Genomic DNA, 19,182 nt, shown 5'->3' with positions numbered 1-19,182 from the left:
TCCGACCGCACACGGCGGGACCCGCGAACAGGGCGGCCGCGCTGCCCTGGGGAGCGCTGGGTGGAGGCTTCCGGGTCAGCGAGCGGCCGTCCGGGCGATCTCTCGCGTGGCGGTTCGCGCGGCGCATCCTGGTCGGGCCGGGCAAGCGGCATCGGCGCAGCGGGGCCCTCTACTGTGCGCTGCTCCGCACGTTCCGCGGCCTCGCACAGTGAGGGCCCGCCCGGTGGCCGCGAGCCCGGAACGGCCCGCCAAACACGACCTACTCCTCGGGCGGGGCCGGGAAGACCTCGGTGATCCTGGCGATCTCGCGCTCGCCCCCGGTGGAGCCCTCGGCGAACTCCACTTCGGCGATCACGACGTCCCCCCAGCCCAGGTACTCGGTGAACTCTTGGCCCGTCATCTCGAACGTACCGCGGTCGTCCTCGTCGATGTGCCCCGGACCAGGAACACAGAAGTTGGCGCAGTAGACCTCGGCGTCCTCGGGGATGACCGCCTGCTCCTCCGGTTCGGTCTCCTCGACGTTGACCCACTGCTCGCTCCAGTCCCGGGGCGTGAGGAACGCGGCGTCCTCCGTATCGAGTTCTCCCCCCGCGGGCTCGACCCGGGTGTAGACCCACGGGCCGTCGTCGCCCTGCTGCTCGGTCGGGTCGAACCGCACGATCGGAGTGGGGTCCTCCTCGGACTCGGCGGCGTCGGGGGAGGGCGAGGACGCCCGCTGCTCCTCGGCCTCGCCACTCGGGAGCATCGCGTTGACCGTGGCCAGGACGCCCCCGACAACAAGGGCGAGCGCCAGCAGGGCTCCGCCTACGACCAGCGGAGTACGCCGCCGTTTTCCGGGCTCGCGCTCGTCGATCTGGATCATCCGGGGCAGCCGCGCCGGCTCCACGATGCCCTGCCACTCCCGCGCCAGCACCCGGGTGACGGCGGTGCCCCGGGGCTCCTTCTCCTCGGTGGACTCTGTCGTGCTCTCCCAGATCGCGATGGTGGAACCGAGCAGTTCGCGCACCGAGGGCCGGGAATCGGGGTCCTTGTCGAGCGCGCGCTCCAGCAGGGGCAGCAGGGTGATGGGCACGCCGTCGAGGTCGGGTTCCTCCCCGCGCACGCGCGCGGCGACCACCTCGGGCTCCCCGAGCCCGAACGGCAGCCGGCCGGTCGCCGCGAACGCCACCACCGCGCCCCAGGCGAACACGTCGGACGCCGGCGACTGTGGGGCACCCTCGTGGCGTTCCGGGCTCATCCAGGCGGCAGAGTGGCGCAGCAGGGACTCGTCGCCAGGCAGCGCGCAGTCGAGGATCCGCGGGCCGGAGCTGCTGAGCAGGATGTTGCTCGGCTTGAGGTCGCCGTGCGCGACGTTCTTGATGTGCAGCGCGGAGAGCCCTTCGGCCAGCCCCGCCGCCAGCGCGATGAGCCGGCCCTGTCCCATGGCCCCGTGCCTGCGCGCGTACTGCGCCAGCGGGATGCCCGAAACGTACTTCATGGCCAGCCACGGCGGCGTCACGGAAGTGTCGAACGCGGTCGGCGGTACGTAGCAGCGCCGGTCGACGCTGGAGAGCAGGTGCAGCCGCTGGTCGAGCGCGGCCCGAGTGCGGTCGTCGCTGACGTGCGCCGCATGCAGGGTCTTCACCGTCACGAGGGGATCGGCGCCGCCGGAAGGGAGAACCGCGGCGTAGACCGTGCCGGTACGCCCCGAGCCAATGCGCCCGATCACGAGGTAGGGGCCTATACGCCGCGGGTCCTCGGAAGTGAGCGGGACGAGGTTCGGCGGTACCAGAACGGAGATCTCCTTCTGGGAACGTCGGCTCATTGGGGTCCTGTCTTTGGCTCGTACTCGGTGATCGGTGCGCGGCGTGTCGCCTGGTGGGCAACCGCGGCCGGGGGAAACCTGGTCCGATTCTCGGCCATGCGCCGGGTTACGTCGATGCCCGCGTGTGAACGCATCGGGTTGCCGACCCTAATGCCCTCATTGTCCCGTATGGTGCGGCAGTCCCGGCGACAACCCGTGACGTGCGATGTCTCTGCCGCACTGTGGGTATTGGGGTGACTGTGCCGCCAGGCGCGATAGGGTCAGCCCTAATCGGATCTTCCGGTCCCGGCGGCCTGGCGGCCTGCGGGACAACCGGGGAGACCGGTCACCGCTGTTCAGAGCGGCCTGAGCCGCCAGCAGTCGCGCCCGATCCCCCGCCCCTGTTCGAAGCGAACGACACCGATCGTTTACGGAGCCCGCATGCTGACCGCAGGAGAGCTTGCCGCCCTCATCGCCGCGGTGGTCTGGACCGTGCTGGTCGCGTTTCTCTGCGTGACGCTGGTCAAGCTCACGAAATTGTTGTCGGAGACGACCAAGGTCGTGTCGGAGTTCGGCGAGCGAGCCCGCCCGCTGCTGGACGAGGTCGGGTCCACTGTTGAGCGCACCGGGGCCTCGCTCGACCGGGTCGAGGAGATCACCGCGAACGTTGCCACGAGCACGGAGGACATCTCCACCATGACCACGCTCACCCGCTCGGTGGTGACCGCGCCCCTGGTCAAGCTTGCGTCGCTCTCCTACGGGCTGAGCCGGGTCCTGGGCCAGCGCCGGGCCCTTGCGCTGGTACGCAGCCGCCGCCGGAAGGGGCGGTCATGATCGGCAGGGTGTTCTATCTGGTCGCAGGCGCGGCGATCGGGGGGTATGTTGTCCACAAGCTCAACCGGACGGTACGAGCGTGGAGTCCGGGCGGTATCGCCAACCGTGTCGAGGGCCACGCCGCCGAGTACCGGGCGGCCCTCCGCGAGTTCAACGAGGATGTCCAGGACGCCATGGACCATCGCGAGGCCGAGCTGCTTCGGCGCTACGACCCGGCCGGAGGTCCAGACTCGACCGGCCGGCGGGCGGCCCTGCCCGGCCGCGCGATCGAGGCTCACCGGATAATCGACGCCCACGACCTGAAGGACGGCCGCTGATGGAGACGGCAGAGATCGTTCGCCGCTTCCTCGCTCACTTCGAGAGCAACGGACACACTGTGGTTCCCTCGGCGAGCCTGGTAGCAGAGGACCCAACACTGTTGCTGGTGAACGCCGGCATGGTGCCGTTCAAGCCGTATTTCACCGGCCAGCGCACGGCACCCTACGACCGCGCGGTCAGCGTCCAGAAGTGCGTGCGCACCATCGACATCGACGAAGTGGGCAAGACCTCGCGGCACGCCTCCTTCTTCCAGATGCTGGGCAACTTCTCGTTCGGGGACTACTTCAAGGAGAAGGCCATCCCCTTCGCCTGGGACCTGATGACCCGTTCCCGCGACGAGGGCGGGTTCGGGCTGCCCGCGGACCGCCTCTGGGTGACCGTCTACCTCGACGACGACGAGGCCGAGACCATCTGGCGCGAGAAGGTCGGGGTGCCCGCCGAGCGGATCCAGCGCATGGGCATGGAGGAGAACTACTGGTCCATGGGCGTGCCGGGCCCGTGCGGCCCCTGCTCGGAGATCTTCTGGGACCGCGGTCCCGAGCACGGCGCCGAGGGCGGACCCGCCGCCGACGAGGACCGCTACGTCGAGCTGTGGAACCTCGTCTTCATGCAGTACGAACGCGGCCCCGGCGAGAGCAAGACCGACTTCGAGATCCTCGGCGACCTGCCCAAGAAGAACATCGACACCGGCATGGGCCTGGAACGGCTGGCGGCGATCCTGCAGGGCGTCGACAGCATCTACGAGACCGACACGCTCGGGGCGGTGCTGCACCGCGCCGCCGAGCTGACCGGGACCCGCTACGGCGACACCGAGCGGTCCGACGTCAGCCTGCGGGTGGCCGCCGACCACATGCGCGCGGCGACGATGCTTGTCTCCGACGGTGTGCGGCCCGGCAACGAGAAGCGCGGTTACGTGCTGCGCCGCCTCCTGCGCCGCACCGTCCGCAACCTCCGGCTGCTCTCCGGCGCCTCCGAGGACCAGACCTACCTGCACGAGCTCACCGCCACCACGATCGACGCGCTCGGCGACATCTACCCGGAGCTGCGCAGCAACGCCGACCAGATCCACAGCGTGATCGACACCGAGGAGAAGAACTTCGCCGAGACACTGCGCTCCGGCACGGCGTTGTTCAACCGGGCGGCGGAGAAGACCAAGACCGCGGGCGGCAGCGTGTTCTCCGGCGCCGACGCGTTCCAGCTCCACGACACTTTCGGGTTCCCCATCGACCTCACCCTGGAGATGGCGAGTGAGGAAGGGCTCCGCGTTGACGAGGAGACCTTCCACTCCCTGATGCGCGAGCAGCGGGAGGCCGCGAAGCGCGACGCCAAGGCGAAGAAGTTCGGCGGGGCCGACATCGGCATCTACACCCGCCTCCTCGAAGGCGCCGGCGCCACCGACTTCCTCGGCTACACCGACCACGAGAGCGAGTCACGCGTCGTCGGCCTGATCGTGGACGGCGAGCCGGTTCCCGCCGCGCGCGCGGGCGACAAGGTCGAGGTGGTGCTCAACCGCACCCCGTTCTACGCCGAGAGCGGTGGCCAGCTCGCCGACAAGGGGACCCTGACCGCCGACGGCCGCGGCGTCGCCGACATCGACGACGTGCAGAAGCCGGTGCCCGGGCTGTTCGTGCACCGCGGCACGGTCCGCTCCGGCGAGCTGGTGGTGGACGACACTGTGCACGCCGGAATCGACTCCGATCGGCGCGCCTCCGTGTCCCGGTCGCACTCGGCCACGCACCTGATCCACTCCGCGTTGCGTAACGCCCTGGGCCCGTCGACCGGCCAGGCCGGTTCGGAGAACCAGCCCGGGCGGCTGCGCTTCGACTTCACCGCCAACGAGCCGATTGGCGGCAGCAAGCTGGCGGAGGTCGAGGACGAGGTGAACACCGTCCTCTCCGGCGACATCCAGGTGCACGACTTCGTGACCTCGCTCGACGAGGCTCTGTCCATGGGTGCGCTCGCCATGTTCGGTGAGAAGTACGGTGACCGGGTGCGGGTCGTGGAGATGAGCGACTACTCCCGCGAGCTGTGCGGGGGCACGCACGTCGGCGCCACTGGCCAGCTCAGCGTGGTCAAGCTGCTCGGGGAGTCCTCGATCGGCTCCGGAGTGCGCCGCGTCGAGGCGGCCGTCGGGCTCGACGCCTTCCGCCGGCTCTCTACAGAGTCGATGCTGGTCAGCCAGCTTTCCGAACAGTTGAAGACGCCGCGGGAGGAACTGCCGCAGCGCGTCGACGCACTCGTCACGCGGGTACGCGACGCCGAGAAAGAGGTCGAGAGGCTGCGCGCCGCGCAGGTGCTGCAGGCCGCGGGGGAGCTGGCCTCCAGCGCGCGCCGGTGCGGAGCCGCGTTGCTGGTTACGCACCGGGCGCCTGAGGGAACAACCGGTGAGGACCTGCGGAGGCTCGCGCTTGACGTCCGCGGGCGTCTTGGCGAGGACCAGCCGGTGGTGGTGGCGGTGGCCGCCGTCCCGAAGGACCGCCCGGTCGTGGTGATCGCGGTGAACGACGCGGGGCAGCGGCTCGGCCTGCAGGCCGGCGAGCTGGTCGGCACCGCGGCCCGCACCCTGGGAGGCGGCGGGGGCGGTAAACCCGATGTCGCCCAGGGCGGTGGCACCGATGCGGCCGCGGTCGAGTCCGCCCTGCGAGAGGTGGAACGGCAGGTCTCCGAAACCGGCTGAGTTCGGGAGGCACGCGCCGGTCCCGCCATGGCCGGCGTATCCCCCGGGGGGACGCACAGAGACCGTTGCCTCATCGATGAAAGGGTAGCCCCGTGACGCCACCTACCGCCCACGCCATCCCCCGCGCGGGGGAGCCTCCTCGTTGAGGCACGGTGCACGTCTTGCGGTCGACCCCGGAAAAGCACGGATCGGGGTTGCCCGCAGCGATCCCGCTGGCACGCTGGCTACCCCGATCGAGACGATCCGGCGCGGGAAGGGCGATCTCGCCCGAATCGCGGCGCTCGTGCGCGAGCACGAGGCGTGCGAGGTTATCGTCGGCTATCCCGCGTCACTCTCAGGGGCGGAGGGCCCGGCAGCGCGGGGCGCGCGATCTTTCGCCAGTGTTCTGGCCCGCAGGCTCGCACCGGTGCCCGTGCGGCTGGTCGACGAGCGGCTCACCACCGTGACCGCCCAGGAGCACCTACGCAGCGGGGCCTCCTACAGCAAGCGCGGGGCGCGGGGCGGTCAGGAGCGGCGTTCGGTGATCGACCAGGCCGCCGCCACGGTCCTGCTGCAGAGCGCGCTCGACACCGAACGCCAGACCGGCCGCCCGCCGGGAGAGCTGGTGGGGGAGAGCGAATGAGCGAGAACGACCCCTACGCCGACCGCTCGTATCGAGGGGGGCGCCGCGAACGCCGACACTCCTCCTACGACGACTTGGGGTACGGCGACGACGATCGCGGCCACCACCCCCAGCGGGGCGGGTACTGGTCCGATCCGGGGAGCGACCCCCTGGCGGACTCCCGGCCACCGCGACCCGGACCCCAGGGACCGAGCGCCGGCCCCGATCCGCTGGCGGACCCGTGGCCGTACCAGCGGTCCTCCGGCGGGCCGGGCTACGGCGGCGCCGGCGGCGATCCGCTAGCGGGACCGGGGCAGTCAGCGCCACCGGGGCAGCGCGCCTATCCGCAGGAGGGCGGGTACCCGCCCCCGCGGGATGAGGAGGATCCGCTGACGGACCCGCGGCCGCGGCGCGCCAGGCCGCGCGGGCCCGATCAGGCGGGAGGGCCCACCCCGGAAGACGGGCGGTACGGCGGGGACCCCAGACAGGCCGCGCCCGGCGAACCCGGTGATGCCGCGCGACAGCAAGCCGGCGGTTGGCCCGTCCCCGTTCCGGGCTCGGACCGCGGCGACCCCACCACCGGAGCCAACGCCAGTACCGCGGGGTGGTCCGACGACCCGGAGCGGCCGCGCGGCCGGCGCCGGCGGTCCGACCCCTCCGGCGGAGAGCCGGCCCGTCCGGGCGATCCGCTCGGCCCGGCGACCGGTCCCGCCCCCAGCGTGCCGCCGGACCAGGAGCCGCGCCCGCGAGGCCGGCGCCGGCGGCGCGAGCCCGATGAGGCGTCCGGCTTCGCCGCCTCGGACGCCGTACCCCCGGCGCGCGAACCCGCGCCCGGCGGCGACCCTCCGGCGGGCGGCCGCCGGCGGAGGTCGGCGGAGAACCCGGGCGGGTCCCCCGACGAGGAGGACGACGCCCCATTGGCGGACCGGGGAGACGCCCCGTGGGCCGATGAGGATGACGGGCGGTGGGCCCAGGACGGGGAGGACGACGACCCGCCGGACCACGAGGCGCGCGTTCGTGAGGCGTTCGATCGGGGGCGTTCCGGCCGCTCGTCGCGCAACGCCCCCGAAGGCCGCGGCTCCCGTAACCGTGGTGGCCGAAAAGGTGCCCGCAAGGGTGGCCGCAAGGGGAGAGGCAGGGGGCGCCGGACGAAGCTGGCCATGACCGCGACGGCCGCGGTTCTGGCACTGGCCGTGACCGCCGGTGGGCTCGTCCTGCGGGCCTACGTGTTCCCACCGGACTATGACGGCGAGGGCAGCGGCGAGGTCGAGATCGTCGTCAATAACGGCGATACGGCGACCGATGTCGGCGAGACCCTGGAGGACGCGGGGGTGGTGGCCAGCTCACGGGCGTTCACCAACGCTCTTGGCGGGGAGGATCTCACCCCGGGGACCTACCAGCTGCGCTCGGAGATGAGCGCCGGCTCCGCGGTTGCCCTGCTGCTCGACCCGGGGGCGCGCATCGACAACCAGGTGACCGTCCGCGAGGGGCTGCGTTCCACCCAGGTCCTCGACCTGGTGGCCGAGGAGACCTCCATCGAGCGCGAGGAGCTGCAGGCGGCCTACGAGAACCACGAGGCGCTCGGGCTTCCGGAGTACGCTGAGGAGGGACCCGAGGGCTATCTGTATCCGGATACCTACACGATCGCGCCCAACGACGAGGCCGGGGACATCCTCGCCACCATGGTCGAGCGCTTCAAGAAGACCGCCGACGAGATCGGTCTCCAGGAGCGGGCGGCCGATGCCGAGATGGCGCCGAACGAGGTCATGGCGAACGCCGCGATCATCCAGGCGGAGGCGGGCAGTGCTGAGGACATGCCCAAGATCTCGCGGGTCGTGTACAACCGGCTCGATGCCGGGATGGAACTGGGGATGGACAGCACCTGCTTCTACGTCATCGAGGAGTACGGAATCGCGCTGAGCGAGACCCAGCTGCAGAAGTGCACGGATTCCGGCAGCGACTACGCCACCTACGGCCGAGAAGGGCTGCCGGCCGGTCCGATCGTCAGCCCGGGGGAGGACGCGATCAACGCCGCTCTCGATCCCGCCGATGGCGACTGGCTGTACTTCGTGGCGACCGACCCCGACAACGGAGTGACCGAGTTCGCCGAGACCCACGAGGAGTTCGAGCGCTTGAAGGCGGAGTTCGATCAGAATCGGAGTGACCAGTGATGCGTGCCGCCGTCCTCGGCTCGCCCATCGAGCATTCCCTCTCGCCCACCCTGCACACGGCGGCCTACGCCGCGCTGGGTCTGGAGGACAGGTGGCACTACGAGCGCTTCGAGTGCGACGAGGACGGCCTGGCGCGGTTCCTCGACGGGTGTGATGCCTCCTGGGCCGGGCTGTCACTGACCATGCCGCTGAAGCGTGTGGCGATGGCGTTGGCCGACGACCTCGCCGAGCCGGTGACGGAGGTGGGCGGCGCCAACACGATCGTCTTCCAGGACGGCCGTCGGCACGCGTACAACACCGATGTGGCCGGCATCGTGCGCGCGTTGGGCGAGGCGGGGATCTCGCGGGTGGACTCCGCCACTGTTGTGGGCGGTGGTGCGACCGCGGCCTCCGCTCTGGCGGCGCTGCGGGCGCTCGGGGCCACCGAGCCGGGGGCGATCACCGTCCTGGCGCGCGACCCGGCGCGCGCGGCCCCGGTGGCCGAGGCGGCCGCCCGCATGGGGCTGCGCATCGGCGTGGAGCCGCTCCGGGACATCAAGTCGCACCTCGATACCGACCTCGTCGCGAGCACGGTGCCGCGCGGTGCCGCCGACCCCTACACCGCGGAGCTGGTCGCGAGCCGCGCCGCCCTGTTCGACGTCTCCTATGGCCCCGAGCCGAGTGTTCCGGCGGACGCCGTCGCCGCCGCCGGGCGCACCGTGGTCGAGGGTTTTCCCATGCTGCTGCACCAAGCCGGGCGGCAGGTGGAGCTGATGACCGGGGTCGCGCAGGCTCCGATCGAGGTGATGCGCGCGGCGGGTGAGGCGGAGCTCAGGCGGCGCACTGGGGCCGGATAGCGTAACCGGGTCTCGCGGAGTCTGGCGGGGGGCCGCCCGGCTTCTCGGGGGAATACCCTCGTTCGGAGCCGTGTTGCAGCGCGAGTAGGGGTTGACTTGGGCCTGCGTGTCCGGATCACCTGATAAACTGACAGTGAACTGGTCCGGCGCGCGAGCGCCGGCCGCGTAAGCGGAGGCAGATCCTCCCACCCACCGGGGCGAACCCGAGTGGGTTCCGGCAGCACAACGCGGAACGTCGGCGGCGCCACTCAGGCGTCGGGCGGCGCGTATCCGGGCGGAAGCGACCGTTTCCGCTACTCTCCGCGTACTGCCGGTGGATCACACCCCGCTTGCACCCGCTGGCGGGGTTTTCGCTTTTGGGCCTGCACGGGACCGGGCAACCCCGAATATACGAATGATGACGACAATGCTAGGGAGGGGTCCCATCAGCGCTGAGCCCCGCATCAACGACCGCATTCGGGTTTCCGAGGTCCGTCTCGTCGGCCCCAACGGCGAGCAGGTTGGTATCGTACCCGTGCAGGACGCCCTGCGCCTCGCGCAGGAGGCCGATCTCGACCTGGTCGAGGTCGCACCGACCGCTCGCCCGCCGGTCGCCAAGCTGATGGACTACGGCAAGTACAAGTACGAGTCCGCGGTCAAGGCGCGCGAGTCGCGTAAGAACCAGGCGAACACGATCATCAAGGAGATCAAGCTCCGCCCGAAGATCGACCCGCACGACTACGAGACCAAGAAGGGTCACGTGGAGCGGTTCCTCAAGGGCGGCGACAAGGTCAAGGTGACGATCATGTTCCGCGGACGCGAGCAGTCCCGTCCGGAACTGGGTTTCCGGCTGCTGCGCCAGCTTGCCGAGGACGTTCAGGAGCTCGGACAGGTCGAGTCCCAGCCCAAGCAGGACGGCCGCAACATGGTCATGGTGATCGGTCCGCATAAGCGTCGGTCCGACCACAAGGCCGAGGCCCGTGCCAGCGCGGGGAAGGGGCAGCGTCCGCAGCGTGCCGAAGGCGCCGGTCAGGGGACCTGACCCGGCGCACCCGATGCTCGCGGTCCGGCCGCCGCGTGTCGGCGGCCGTACTGTCGGGTGACCAGCGGGAGCGTACGCGGTACCGGAATACCGGGGCCGGTGGTCGCCGCCCTGGGAGAGTTCAGGGGGCCCGACGGTCCCCGAGAACACGTGTGCCGATCACCAGCGCGCGACGCAGGTGATCCGAAAAAACCGCGCCACCGATCATTCGGTGGCGCGCCGAATGAGTAGGAGACGACGGCGACGATGTCGAAGAACAAGACGCACAGCGGGGCCCGCAAGCGCTTCCGCACGACTGGCTCCGGCAAGATCATGCGCCGCCGCGCCAACAAGAACCACCTGCTGGAGCACAAGTCGAGCAAGCGGACGCGCCGCCTCAGCAAGGAGGTCGAGCTGGCCCCCGCCGACAACAAGAAGATCAAGACGCTGCTCCGCTGAGCGGACCGTCGACACGGCGCGCAGTCGCCGTCGCCCCCAGATGGAGTTCCGCCGGGTCGAGACCGCCCCCAGGTGCCGCGCACCGAGGGCGAGCGTCAATGCGGCGGGCGAGTATGTCCGAACGGTCACCGGGTGATCCGGGCTGGACCGACCGGTAGTGCGGTGACCGCCTACCAGCAACCTACGAGGGAGTCACAGTGGCACGCGTGAAGCGGGCTCTCAACGCCAAGAAGAAGCGCCGGGTCGTTCTCGAACGCGCCAGCGGGTACCGCGGCCAGCGGTCGCGCCTGTACACCAAGGCCAAGGAGCAGATGCTCCACTCGATGACCTACTCCTACCGGGACCGCAAGGACCGGAAGGGGCAGTTCCGTCGGCTGTGGATCCAGCGCATCAACGCCGGCGCCCGCGCCAACGGGCTCACCTACAACCGGTTCATGCAGGGCCTGAAGGCCTCCGGGGTCGACGTCGACCGCCGCATGCTGGCCGAGCTCGCGGTTAACGACGAGGCCGCGTTCGCCGCGCTGGTCGAGACCGCCAAGCAGGCCCTGCCCGCTACCACCCCCGCGCAGGCGTCAGCCTGACGAGATCCGCCGAATCGACAGCGCGATGGCGGGCTACGAGTTCACGAGCGTCCGATCTCCCCGCGTCAAAGGGGCTCGTCGGCTCGCCAAGCGCGCGTTCCGGCAACGCGAGAAGCGCTTCCTGGCCGAAGGCCCGCAGGCCGTGCGGGAAGCGCTGGCCGCGCCTGGCGTGGTGCACCAGGTGTTCGCCACCGCCGAGGCCACGCAGCGGCACGCCGGGCTTGTCGAGACGGCCACGTCCTCCGGAGTCCCGGTCCACCGGGTCGCACCGGATGTGATGTCCGAGCTCGCGCAGACGGTGACCCCGCAGGGGATGCTCGCCGTCTGCGACTTCGTGGACGTCCCGCTGGCCGGCATAACCCGTGCTCGCCTGGTGGCAGTGCTCTCCCACGTCCGCGATCCCGGAAACGCCGGCACTGTGTTGCGCACCGCCGACGCCGCCGGTGCCGACGCGGTGGTCTTCACCGACGCCTCGGTGGACCCCTACAACGGCAAGTGTGTGCGGGCCTCGGCGGGCAGCCTGTTCCACCTGCCGGTCGTCGTTGGCGTTCCGATCACCGACGCGCTCGACCACCTGCGCGCCGCAGGGGCGGGCGTCCTCGCTGCCGACGGGACCGGCGAGCGCGACCTGGACTCGGCCGCCGATGCCGGGGTGCTGGACCAGCCCGTGGCATGGGTGTTCGGCAACGAGGCGTGGGGGCTGCCGGGGGAGGTGCTCGCCGCCACTGATGGCGCTGTCCGCGTTCCTATCTACGGCGCTGCCGAGAGTCTGAACCTCGCCACCGCGGCCGCCGTGTGCCTGTACACCACGGCCCGCCAGCAACGCGCCGCCTCCGTGTCCGGCGCGGCGCGCGGGTGAGCGCGACCAGTCCGCGTACAAGCTCGGGATGTGCTGCCCGTAGTGCGGCCCGAAATGTCCTCTCGGCGTCCCGTCGCGACACGGTCGGGCTGTTATGCGTGAAAGGCGTAACAACCCGTAACGCGGGTGAAACTCATGGTCCCGCCCTTCGATCCTGGTCAACGCGGATTCAGCTACGCAGTGTATCGAAAGTTCGGGGTTTCTCCGCGCTCGTGGGGGTTGCTCGCCTACCCTCGGTTGCCGATACGCTCAGGTTTCTTAGGGCAGATCGTCGAACTGGTCATGACGGTCGCGCATAGGGGGGAACCGTTACGGCATGCTTGTGCGTAGTGAGCACGGGCATCGGGTAGTGACAATCGGTGGCGTCGCGGGCACTGTGCAGCGAGCTACCGGAACGACAAGCGATGAACGGCACGACGGTACGGCGCCGCACCGGGGAGGGCGCGCGCCGCGTTCCAGCGGCGCCGGACGGTCACATAGTGCGTGGGGAGGCGGTCGTGGGTGGCGACCAGTCGACGGCGAGTCGAGCGGGGAGCGCGAGCGCGGCGGGGGAGGCGCCGGCACTCTCCGCAGAGGACCTGCCAGACGGCGTGCTCGTCGCCGACCGGCACGGCAAGGTAATCACCTTCAACAGACTGGCACGGCGTCTCACCCGGCTCTCCAGCGGGGCGGCCCTGGGGCGCGACTTCCGGGACGTCCTGCCGCTGCACGACGCTGACGGCCGCGACTGGTGGAAGCACAGCGACCCGTACGGCGGGTTGCGGATCCGCACCCGCCAGCCCGAACGGACACTGTTCCTCGCCGACGGCCGCGAGATCCTGATGGCCGCCCGCTACGTCCGCGACAGTCCGTGCGGCGACGTTTGCCGGCTCGTCGTGACTATGCGTGACGCGTCATATCGCGTTCGTGGTGAGCGCAATCGCGCAGAGATCGTATCCACGGTCGCGCACGAGCTCCGGTCCCCGCTGACCAGTGTCAAGGGGTTCACCGCGACCCTGCTCGCGAAATGGGAGCGCCTCACCGAGAAGCAGAAGATCTTCATGCTCGAGACGGTCAACGCTGACGCCGACCGTGTAACGCGGCTGGTCACGGAGCTCCTCGACGTCTCGCGGATCGAGTCCGGCCGCCTGGAGGTGCGCCGCCAGGTCGTCGACCTCCCCGAGTGCGCCCGCAGGGTCATCGCCGGCCGTGTCGCGGCGGGCGAGGCCGAGGACCGCTTCCGCCTGGAGGCCAACGACCCGCTGCCCGAGATGTGGCTCGATCCCGACAAGCTTGAGCAGATCATGGCCAACCTGGTGGAAAACGCGGTACGGCACGGCGCTGGTACTGTCACTATTGTGATCGAGCCCCACGAGGGAGGAGCAGCGGTGTCGGTGCGCGACGAAGGCAAGGGCATAGCGCCCGAAGCCATTCCGCGCGTTTTCCGCCAGTTCTGGCGCAGCAAGCGGCGCGGCGGCACCGGCTTGGGCCTGTTCATCGTCAAGGGTCTGATCGAGGCCCACGGCGGCACGATCACGGTTGGCCGCGCGCCCTGCGGCGGCGCCGAGTTTCGATTTATTGTGCCCGCCGGTACCCCCGAGTTCGCCTGAGCGGCTTCGAGCGGGGCGGCGGGCGGGCTGTTAGAGCTTCCCTGTCGGCTAGCGTCCGCTGCGCGAGCGGCGGGCCGTGACGGCCGCCCCGCCGTGATGGGCGGGAGCGGCGAGGCAACCAATCATGTCTGCACCCAACGATTCCTATGATCCGGTCGAAGTGACCCCACTGCATCCGGACGAAGTGGCCCGGATGCGCGACGAGGCCCTGGCCGCCATCGCGGCGGCCAGCTCGCTTGAGGAACTCAAGGAGGCCCGCCTCGCGCACGCCGGCGACCGATCCCCATTGGCACTGGCCAACCGGGAGATCGGCTCGCTGCCGCCCGCGGCCCGGGCCGAGGCCGGCCAGCGGGTCGGCGGGGCCCGGCGAGAGATATCCGAGGCGGTCAAGGAGCGCAGCGCCGTCCTTGAGGAAGAGCGCGACAACCGCGTCCTCGTTGAGGAGGCCGTCGACGTCACGCTGCCGTGGGACCGGCGGCCGCGCGGGGCGCGCCACCCCCTGACAACCATCGCCGAACGCATGACCGACGTCTTCGTCAACATGGGGTTCGAGATGGCCGAGGGGCCCGAGATCGAAGCCGAATGGTACAACTTCGACGCGCTGAACTTCCTGCCGGACCACCCGGCCCGCACGATGCAGGACACCTTCTTCGTCGAGGCGCCCTCCGGCGGGGAGTCCGGGCTCGTGCTGCGCACCCACACCTCGCCGGTGCAGGTCCGCGCGCTTCTCGACCGCGAGCTGCCCGTCTACGTGGTCGCGCCCGGCAAGACGTTCCGCACCGACGAGCTCGACGCCACCCACACCCCGGTGTTCCACCAACTCGAGGGGATGGTGGTGGACGAGGGCATCACCATGGGGCACCTGCGCGGCGCCATTGACGCGTTCGTGCACTCGATGTTCGGTGCCGGCCTGCGGACCCGCTTCCGGCCGTACTACTTCCCGTTCACCGAGCCCTCGGGCGAGGTCGACTTGGAGTGCTTCGTCTGCCGCGGCGAGTCGGTGGGCAACCCCGACGCGCCCTGCCGCACCTGCGGATCCGAAGGCTGGATCGAGCTGGGCGGGTGCGGCACGATCAACCCGCGGGTCCTCGTGGCCGCCGGCATCGACACCGAGCGCTACAGCGGCTGGGCGTTCGGACTCGGGGTCGAGCGCACCCTGATGTTCGCGCGGGGGGTCCGCGACATGCGCGACATGGTCGAGGGCGACGTCCGGTTCACCTCGGCGTTCGGGATGGAGGTCTGATGCGTGTCCCTGTCTCCTGGCTTCGGGAGTACGTCGACCTGCCGGCCGGCCTGACTGCCCGCGATCTCGCCGCGGGATTGATCAGTGTGGGCCTTGAGGTGGAGACCGTCGACGAGATCGGCGCTGACATCGCCGGGCCAATCGTGCTCGGCCGGGTGCGCGAGATCGAGGAGCTGACCGGGTTCAAGAAGCCCGTCCGGTACTGCCGGGTCGACGTCGGCACTGCCAACGGCAGCGGCGAGCCCCAGGGCATCGTGTGCGGCGCCCGGAACTTCTCCGAGGGCGCCCTGGTCGTCGTGGCGCTGCCCGGCGCCACGCTCCCGGGCGGCTTCGCGATCAGCGCCCGCACCACCTACGGGCGGGTCTCCGAGGGCATGATCTGCTCCGCCACCGAACTGGGCCTGTGGGAGGACCACACGGGCATCGTCGTGCTGCCCGAGGACGCGGGTGAGCCAGGAGCCGACGCCTACGACCTGCTTGGCCTGCGCGAGGACGTCCTGGACATCGCGGTCACCCCGGACCGCGGCTACGCACTGTCGATCAGGGGCGTGGCCCGGGAAGCCGCGGCGGTCTACGGAGTGCCGTTCCGCGATCCGGCCGACATAGAGATCACCGGCACGCCCGGAGGCGGGTATCCGGCGACCGTGGCCGATCCGGCGATCTGCTCGCGCTACGTGCTGCGTGGTGCCACCGGATTCGACCCCGATGCCGAGTCGCCGTTGTGGATGAAGCGCCGCCTGGCGCATACGGGGGTCCGCCCCATTTCGCTGGCGGTCGACGTCACCAACTACGTGCTGATGGAGCTCGGCCAGCCGCTGCACGCCTGGGACCGCGACAAGCTGCGCGGCCCGATCGAGGTCCGGCTGGCCCGCAGCGGTGAGCAGTTGGAGACGCTCGACCACGTCAAGCGCACGCTCGATCCGGACGACATCCTGATCACCGACGAGTCGGGGCCGATCAACATCGCCGGGATTATGGGCGGGCTGGAAACTGAAATCAGCCTGACCTCCACCAATGTGATCATCGAGGCCGCGCACTTCGCCGAGACCCATATCGCGCGCGCGGCTCGCCGGCACCAGCTCTCCTCGGAGTCCTCGCGCCGGTTCGAACGCGGCGTCGACTCCGAGCTACCGCTCGCTGCCGCCACCCGGGCCGTGAACCTGCTGGCCGAGCTCGGTGGTGCGATCGTTGACAACGGCTATACCCACGTTGACCGCAGCACGCCCCGGGAGCCGGTCGCGATCGACGCGGCCCTTCCCGCCCGCGTTTCCGGCGTCGACTACCCGGCGGGGACCGCCGTACGCCGGCTGCGCGAGGTGGGGTGCGCGGTCACCGAGGCGGAGTCGGGTGCAACTTTGCACGTCACCCCGCCATCGTGGCGGCCCGACCTCACTGACCCGAACGACTTCGCCGAGGAGGTCATCCGGCTCGAAGGGTACTCCGAGATCCCCTCGATTCCGCCGGTGGTGCCGGCGGGGCGCGGGCTCACCATCGGCCAGCGGATCCGTCGTGCCGTGGGGCGCGGGCTCGCCGGGGCGGGCTTCGTCGAGGTACTCAGCTACCCCTTCGTGGGTCAGGCGCAGTTCGACGGCCTGCGGCTGGCCGCCGACGACGAGCGGCGCAACGCGGTGCGGCTAGCCAACCCGCTCAACGATGACGAACCGCTGCTGCGCACCACACTGCTTCCGGGGCTGTTGCGTACGCTCGTGCGCAATGTGGGCCGCGGATTTTCCGATGCCGCCCTCTTCGAGATCGGTCTGGTCTACCTGCCCAAGGCGGGCGCGCCGGAGCGGGCGCCCATTCCACCGGTGCACCGGGGGCCCAGCCCTGACGAGCGGGCGAGCGTCGAGGCCGCGATCCCGGACCAGCCGCGCCGCGTGGCGGCGGTCCTGGCCGGCGAGCGGGACCCCTCGGGCTGGTGGGGCAAGGGACGTCCGGCCACGTGGGCCGACGCGATCGAGGCGGCACGCGAGGTGGGGTACAGCGCCGGGGTCGAGCTGCGGGCGCGGGCGGCCGAGCGCGCTCCCTGGCACCCGGGCCGCTGCGCCGCGTTGTATGTTGTCAACAACACCGACGACTCGGTGTCCGGAACCCTTGTTGGCTATGCGGGCGAGCTCCATCCGCGCGTCATCAGCGCGTACGGGTTGCCGGCCCGCACCGTGGCGATGGAGGTCGAACTCGACCTGATCGAGGGGGCCCGTGCCCCGGCTGGCGCGCCAGAGGTCTCCGGCCTTCCGGCGGCCGCCCAGGACGTCGCACTTGTTGTCGACAATTCGGTGCCCGCCGCCGACGTCGAGGAGGCACTTCGTTCCGGGGCCGGTGACCTGCTGGAAAGCGTCCGGCTGTTCGATGTCTACACCGGTGAGCAGGTGGGCGAGGGGCGCAAGTCCCTGGCCTACAACCTGCGTTTCCGGGCCAGTGACCGCACCCTGACGACCGAGGAGGCCACGGCCGCGCGCGACGCCGCCGTCGCGGCCGCTGCCAGCCGCACGGGCGCCACCCTGCGCGGCTAGAACCCCGGGGTGCGCCACCCCTCCCGCGGCCCCGCTTCACGACCAGGTTAACCGGCCGTGAAGCGGGGCCGCGCGCTGTCTCCGAGGACACAATTTTTTCACCTGTTTTGCCTGCTGAGAGCGGGTTTCGGGGAGACGGGCCGGTGGTAGGTGGCATGTTCCATGTAAAACCGGGGAGGATTTCCTGTTTTGCCTCTTGAACCGGGGGCCGCTGGAAACTTAGTCTGCAGTCACCTGCCGCGAACACGGGCTCCAGAAGCCTTCGCGGAACAGCTGTTTCATTCTGCGTTTTCTCGTTGCGTTTTCACGCACCCTTGGCTCGGAGGTCGCTTGTGACCGAAACAGTGGTTTCGTATGCGCGTAAACCGGCGGAGCAGCTGGAGCCCAGCCGCTTCTGGCATACCTTCACTGATATGAACACCATCTCCCAAGGCCCGAAGTTCGTGGTGTCCCGGGCCGAGGGAGCCTGGATCTGGGATGACAACGGCGACCGGTACCTCGATGGCACCGCGAGCCTGTGGTACTGCAATGTCGGTCACGGCCGGACCGAAATCGCTGACGCCGTGCACCGGCAGCTCAGCACCCTGGACGCGTACGCGGTCTACGGCGACTTCGCCAACGAGCCCGCGCTGCAGCTCAGCGAGCGGCTGGCGGCCCACGCGCCGGTCGCTGACCCGCGGGTCATCCTCACCTGCGGGGGCGGCGAGTCCATCGAGACCGCGGCCAAGCTCGCCCGCCGGTACTGGGCGGCCCAGGGCCAGCCGGAGCGGGGGCACCTGATCAGCCGCACCGGTGGGTACCACGGCCTGCACGGTTTCGGCACCAGCATGATCGGCATGGACCGGTTCCGCAGCGGTTTCGGGCAGATCGTCAAGGACGCGTCGGTGGTGCCGCACGACTCCCTTGAGGCGCTTGAGGAGGAGATCCTGCGGGTCGGACCGGAGCGTGTCGCCGCGTTCTTCGCCGAGCCGGTCATCGGGGCCGGCGGGGTCTACGCCCCCGCTCCGGGCTACTTCGAGGGTGTGGCGGAGCTGTGCCAGAGGTACGGCATCCTGTTTGTTGTCGACAGCGTTATCTGCGGCTTCGCCCGCATGGGTAACTGGTTCGGGATCGAGCGCTTTGGCGTGCGGCCCGACATGATCGTCTTCGCCAAGGGGGTCACCAGCGGGTATCTCCCGCTCGGCGGGGTCATCGTGAGCGGGGAGGTCGCCGAGCCCTTCTGGAACCGGCCCGGGAACCCCTTCATCCACGGGACCACCTACGCCGGGCACCCGACCTGCGCCGCGGCGGCCATGGCCAACCTGGACATCCTGGAACGCGAGGACCTGTTCACCGTCTCGCTGGAGATCGAGACCCAGCTCGACGCCGCTGTGCGTACCCTGGCCGACCACCCGCTGGTCGCCGAGGTCCGATCCGGGGTTGGTGTGATGGCCGCTGTGGAACTCACCACGGAGGCACTGGAGGGACGCGGTATCACCACCGCGGAGGTCTTCACCGAGGCGCGGGCGCGCGGCGTTGTGCTACGCGCGGTCCCGCACTCGCTGCTGATCTCGCCGCCGCTGATTGTCACCTGGGAGCAGATCGACCACCTGGTCTCCACGCTGCGCTCCGCGCTCGACGCGGTCGACCAGCGGCACTAGGTTCGTGTCCGCGGGCCGGCACCGCAGTGCGGTGCCGGCCCGCGGTGTTCCCAGAGGCCGGAGTCGGCCAAGATTCTG

Annotated in this window: 15 protein-coding genes; 14 read left to right on the top strand and 1 reads right to left on the bottom strand. The window is 70.4% G+C overall.

Going from position 1 to position 19,182, the window contains the following annotated elements; translation table 11 throughout:
• Window positions 1-259: 259 nt before the first annotated feature.
• Window positions 260-1,804 carry a serine/threonine-protein kinase gene (locus F4561_RS16245; RefSeq protein ID WP_184579994.1) on the bottom strand — a complete coding sequence of 515 codons (1,545 nt, stop codon included), beginning with the start codon at window positions 1,802-1,804 and terminating at the stop codon, window positions 260-262.
• 420 nt (window positions 1,805-2,224) lie between these two features.
• Here F4561_RS16245 and F4561_RS16240 point away from each other — a divergent pair, with 420 nt between their 5' ends.
• The 14 genes from F4561_RS16240 (at window position 2,225) to F4561_RS16175 (ending at window position 19,104) form a co-directional block, all read left to right on the top strand.
• The gene (locus F4561_RS16240) at window positions 2,225-2,617 is read left to right on the top strand and encodes a DUF948 domain-containing protein (RefSeq protein ID WP_184579992.1); all 393 of its coding nucleotides are present in this window, start codon (window positions 2,225-2,227) and stop codon (window positions 2,615-2,617) included.
• Window positions 2,614-2,934 carry a hypothetical protein gene (locus F4561_RS16235; protein WP_184579990.1) on the top strand — a complete coding sequence of 107 codons (321 nt, stop codon included), beginning with the start codon at window positions 2,614-2,616 and terminating at the stop codon, window positions 2,932-2,934. Before F4561_RS16240 ends, F4561_RS16235 begins: the two co-directional genes overlap by 4 nt.
• Window positions 2,934-5,612, top strand: coding sequence for an alanine--tRNA ligase (gene alaS, locus F4561_RS16230; protein WP_184579988.1), 2,679 nt, complete (start codon window positions 2,934-2,936; stop codon window positions 5,610-5,612). The genes F4561_RS16235 and alaS overlap by 1 nt, the downstream gene beginning before the upstream one ends.
• 142 nt (window positions 5,613-5,754) lie before the next feature.
• The gene (ruvX, locus tag F4561_RS16225; RefSeq protein WP_184579986.1) at window positions 5,755-6,234 is read left to right on the top strand and encodes a Holliday junction resolvase RuvX; all 480 of its coding nucleotides are present in this window, start codon (window positions 5,755-5,757) and stop codon (window positions 6,232-6,234) included.
• The gene (mltG, locus tag F4561_RS16220; RefSeq protein ID WP_184579984.1) at window positions 6,231-8,384 is read left to right on the top strand and encodes an endolytic transglycosylase MltG; all 2,154 of its coding nucleotides are present in this window, start codon (window positions 6,231-6,233) and stop codon (window positions 8,382-8,384) included. Before ruvX ends, mltG begins: the two co-directional genes overlap by 4 nt.
• Window positions 8,384-9,220 (top strand): shikimate dehydrogenase, encoded by an 837-nt coding sequence (locus F4561_RS16215; RefSeq protein WP_184579982.1) that lies wholly within the window; start codon window positions 8,384-8,386, stop codon window positions 9,218-9,220. Before mltG ends, F4561_RS16215 begins: the two co-directional genes overlap by 1 nt.
• A 406-nt stretch (window positions 9,221-9,626) precedes the next feature.
• The gene (gene infC / locus F4561_RS16210; RefSeq protein ID WP_246437208.1) at window positions 9,627-10,241 is read left to right on the top strand and encodes a translation initiation factor IF-3; all 615 of its coding nucleotides are present in this window, start codon (window positions 9,627-9,629) and stop codon (window positions 10,239-10,241) included.
• A 246-nt stretch (window positions 10,242-10,487) separates the two neighbouring features.
• Complete coding sequence (rpmI, locus tag F4561_RS16205; protein ID WP_184579978.1) at window positions 10,488-10,679, top strand: 50S ribosomal protein L35; 192 nt, start codon at window positions 10,488-10,490, stop codon at window positions 10,677-10,679.
• 197 nt (window positions 10,680-10,876) lie between these two features.
• On the top strand, window positions 10,877-11,260 hold the full coding sequence (gene rplT, locus F4561_RS16200; RefSeq protein ID WP_184579976.1) for a 50S ribosomal protein L20: 384 nt from the start codon (window positions 10,877-10,879) through the stop codon (window positions 11,258-11,260).
• A gap of 25 nt (window positions 11,261-11,285) precedes the next feature.
• Window positions 11,286-12,119, top strand: coding sequence for a TrmH family RNA methyltransferase (locus F4561_RS16195; protein ID WP_184579974.1), 834 nt, complete (start codon window positions 11,286-11,288; stop codon window positions 12,117-12,119).
• Between the two features lie 404 nt (window positions 12,120-12,523).
• Entirely contained in the window at window positions 12,524-13,708 is a 1,185-nt protein-coding gene (locus F4561_RS16190) for a sensor histidine kinase (RefSeq protein ID WP_184579971.1), read from the top strand.
• Window positions 13,709-13,832: 124 nt separating this feature from the next.
• Window positions 13,833-14,951, top strand: a complete 1,119-nt coding sequence (gene pheS, locus F4561_RS16185) for a phenylalanine--tRNA ligase subunit alpha (RefSeq protein WP_184579969.1) — start codon at window positions 13,833-13,835, stop codon at window positions 14,949-14,951.
• Window positions 14,951-17,464 (top strand): phenylalanine--tRNA ligase subunit beta, encoded by a 2,514-nt coding sequence (pheT, locus tag F4561_RS16180; protein WP_184579968.1) that lies wholly within the window; start codon window positions 14,951-14,953, stop codon window positions 17,462-17,464. Before pheS ends, pheT begins: the two co-directional genes overlap by 1 nt.
• 413 nt (window positions 17,465-17,877) lie before the next feature.
• Window positions 17,878-19,104 (top strand): aminotransferase family protein, encoded by a 1,227-nt coding sequence (locus F4561_RS16175; protein ID WP_184579966.1) that lies wholly within the window; start codon window positions 17,878-17,880, stop codon window positions 19,102-19,104.
• Window positions 19,105-19,182: the final 78 nt, after the last annotated feature.

Source organism: Lipingzhangella halophila, assembly GCF_014203805.1.
Classification (GTDB): domain Bacteria; phylum Actinomycetota; class Actinomycetes; order Streptosporangiales; family Streptosporangiaceae; genus Lipingzhangella; species Lipingzhangella halophila.
This window is presented reverse-complemented; position numbering and strand designations above follow the sequence as displayed.

Excerpts from the sequence above, each read along its gene's own strand:
- F4561_RS16245 (WP_184579994.1), bottom strand. The coding sequence starts at position 1,804 with ATGAGCCGACGTTCCCAGAAGGAGATCTCCGTTCTGGTACCGCCGAAC.
- F4561_RS16240 (WP_184579992.1), top strand. The coding sequence starts at position 2,225 with ATGCTGACCGCAGGAGAGCTTGCCGCCCTCATCGCCGCGGTGGTCTGG.
- F4561_RS16235 (WP_184579990.1), top strand. The coding sequence starts at position 2,614 with ATGATCGGCAGGGTGTTCTATCTGGTCGCAGGCGCGGCGATCGGGGGG.
- alaS (WP_184579988.1), top strand. The coding sequence starts at position 2,934 with ATGGAGACGGCAGAGATCGTTCGCCGCTTCCTCGCTCACTTCGAGAGC.
- mltG (WP_184579984.1), top strand. The coding sequence starts at position 6,231 with ATGAGCGAGAACGACCCCTACGCCGACCGCTCGTATCGAGGGGGGCGC.
- F4561_RS16215 (WP_184579982.1), top strand. The coding sequence starts at position 8,384 with ATGCGTGCCGCCGTCCTCGGCTCGCCCATCGAGCATTCCCTCTCGCCC.
- infC (WP_246437208.1), top strand. The coding sequence starts at position 9,627 with ATGCTAGGGAGGGGTCCCATCAGCGCTGAGCCCCGCATCAACGACCGC.
- rpmI (WP_184579978.1), top strand. The coding sequence starts at position 10,488 with ATGTCGAAGAACAAGACGCACAGCGGGGCCCGCAAGCGCTTCCGCACG.
- F4561_RS16195 (WP_184579974.1), top strand. The coding sequence starts at position 11,286 with ATGGCGGGCTACGAGTTCACGAGCGTCCGATCTCCCCGCGTCAAAGGG.
- F4561_RS16190 (WP_184579971.1), top strand. The coding sequence starts at position 12,524 with ATGAACGGCACGACGGTACGGCGCCGCACCGGGGAGGGCGCGCGCCGC.
- pheS (WP_184579969.1), top strand. The coding sequence starts at position 13,833 with ATGTCTGCACCCAACGATTCCTATGATCCGGTCGAAGTGACCCCACTG.
- pheT (WP_184579968.1), top strand. The coding sequence starts at position 14,951 with ATGCGTGTCCCTGTCTCCTGGCTTCGGGAGTACGTCGACCTGCCGGCC.
- F4561_RS16175 (WP_184579966.1), top strand. The coding sequence starts at position 17,878 with ATGAACACCATCTCCCAAGGCCCGAAGTTCGTGGTGTCCCGGGCCGAG.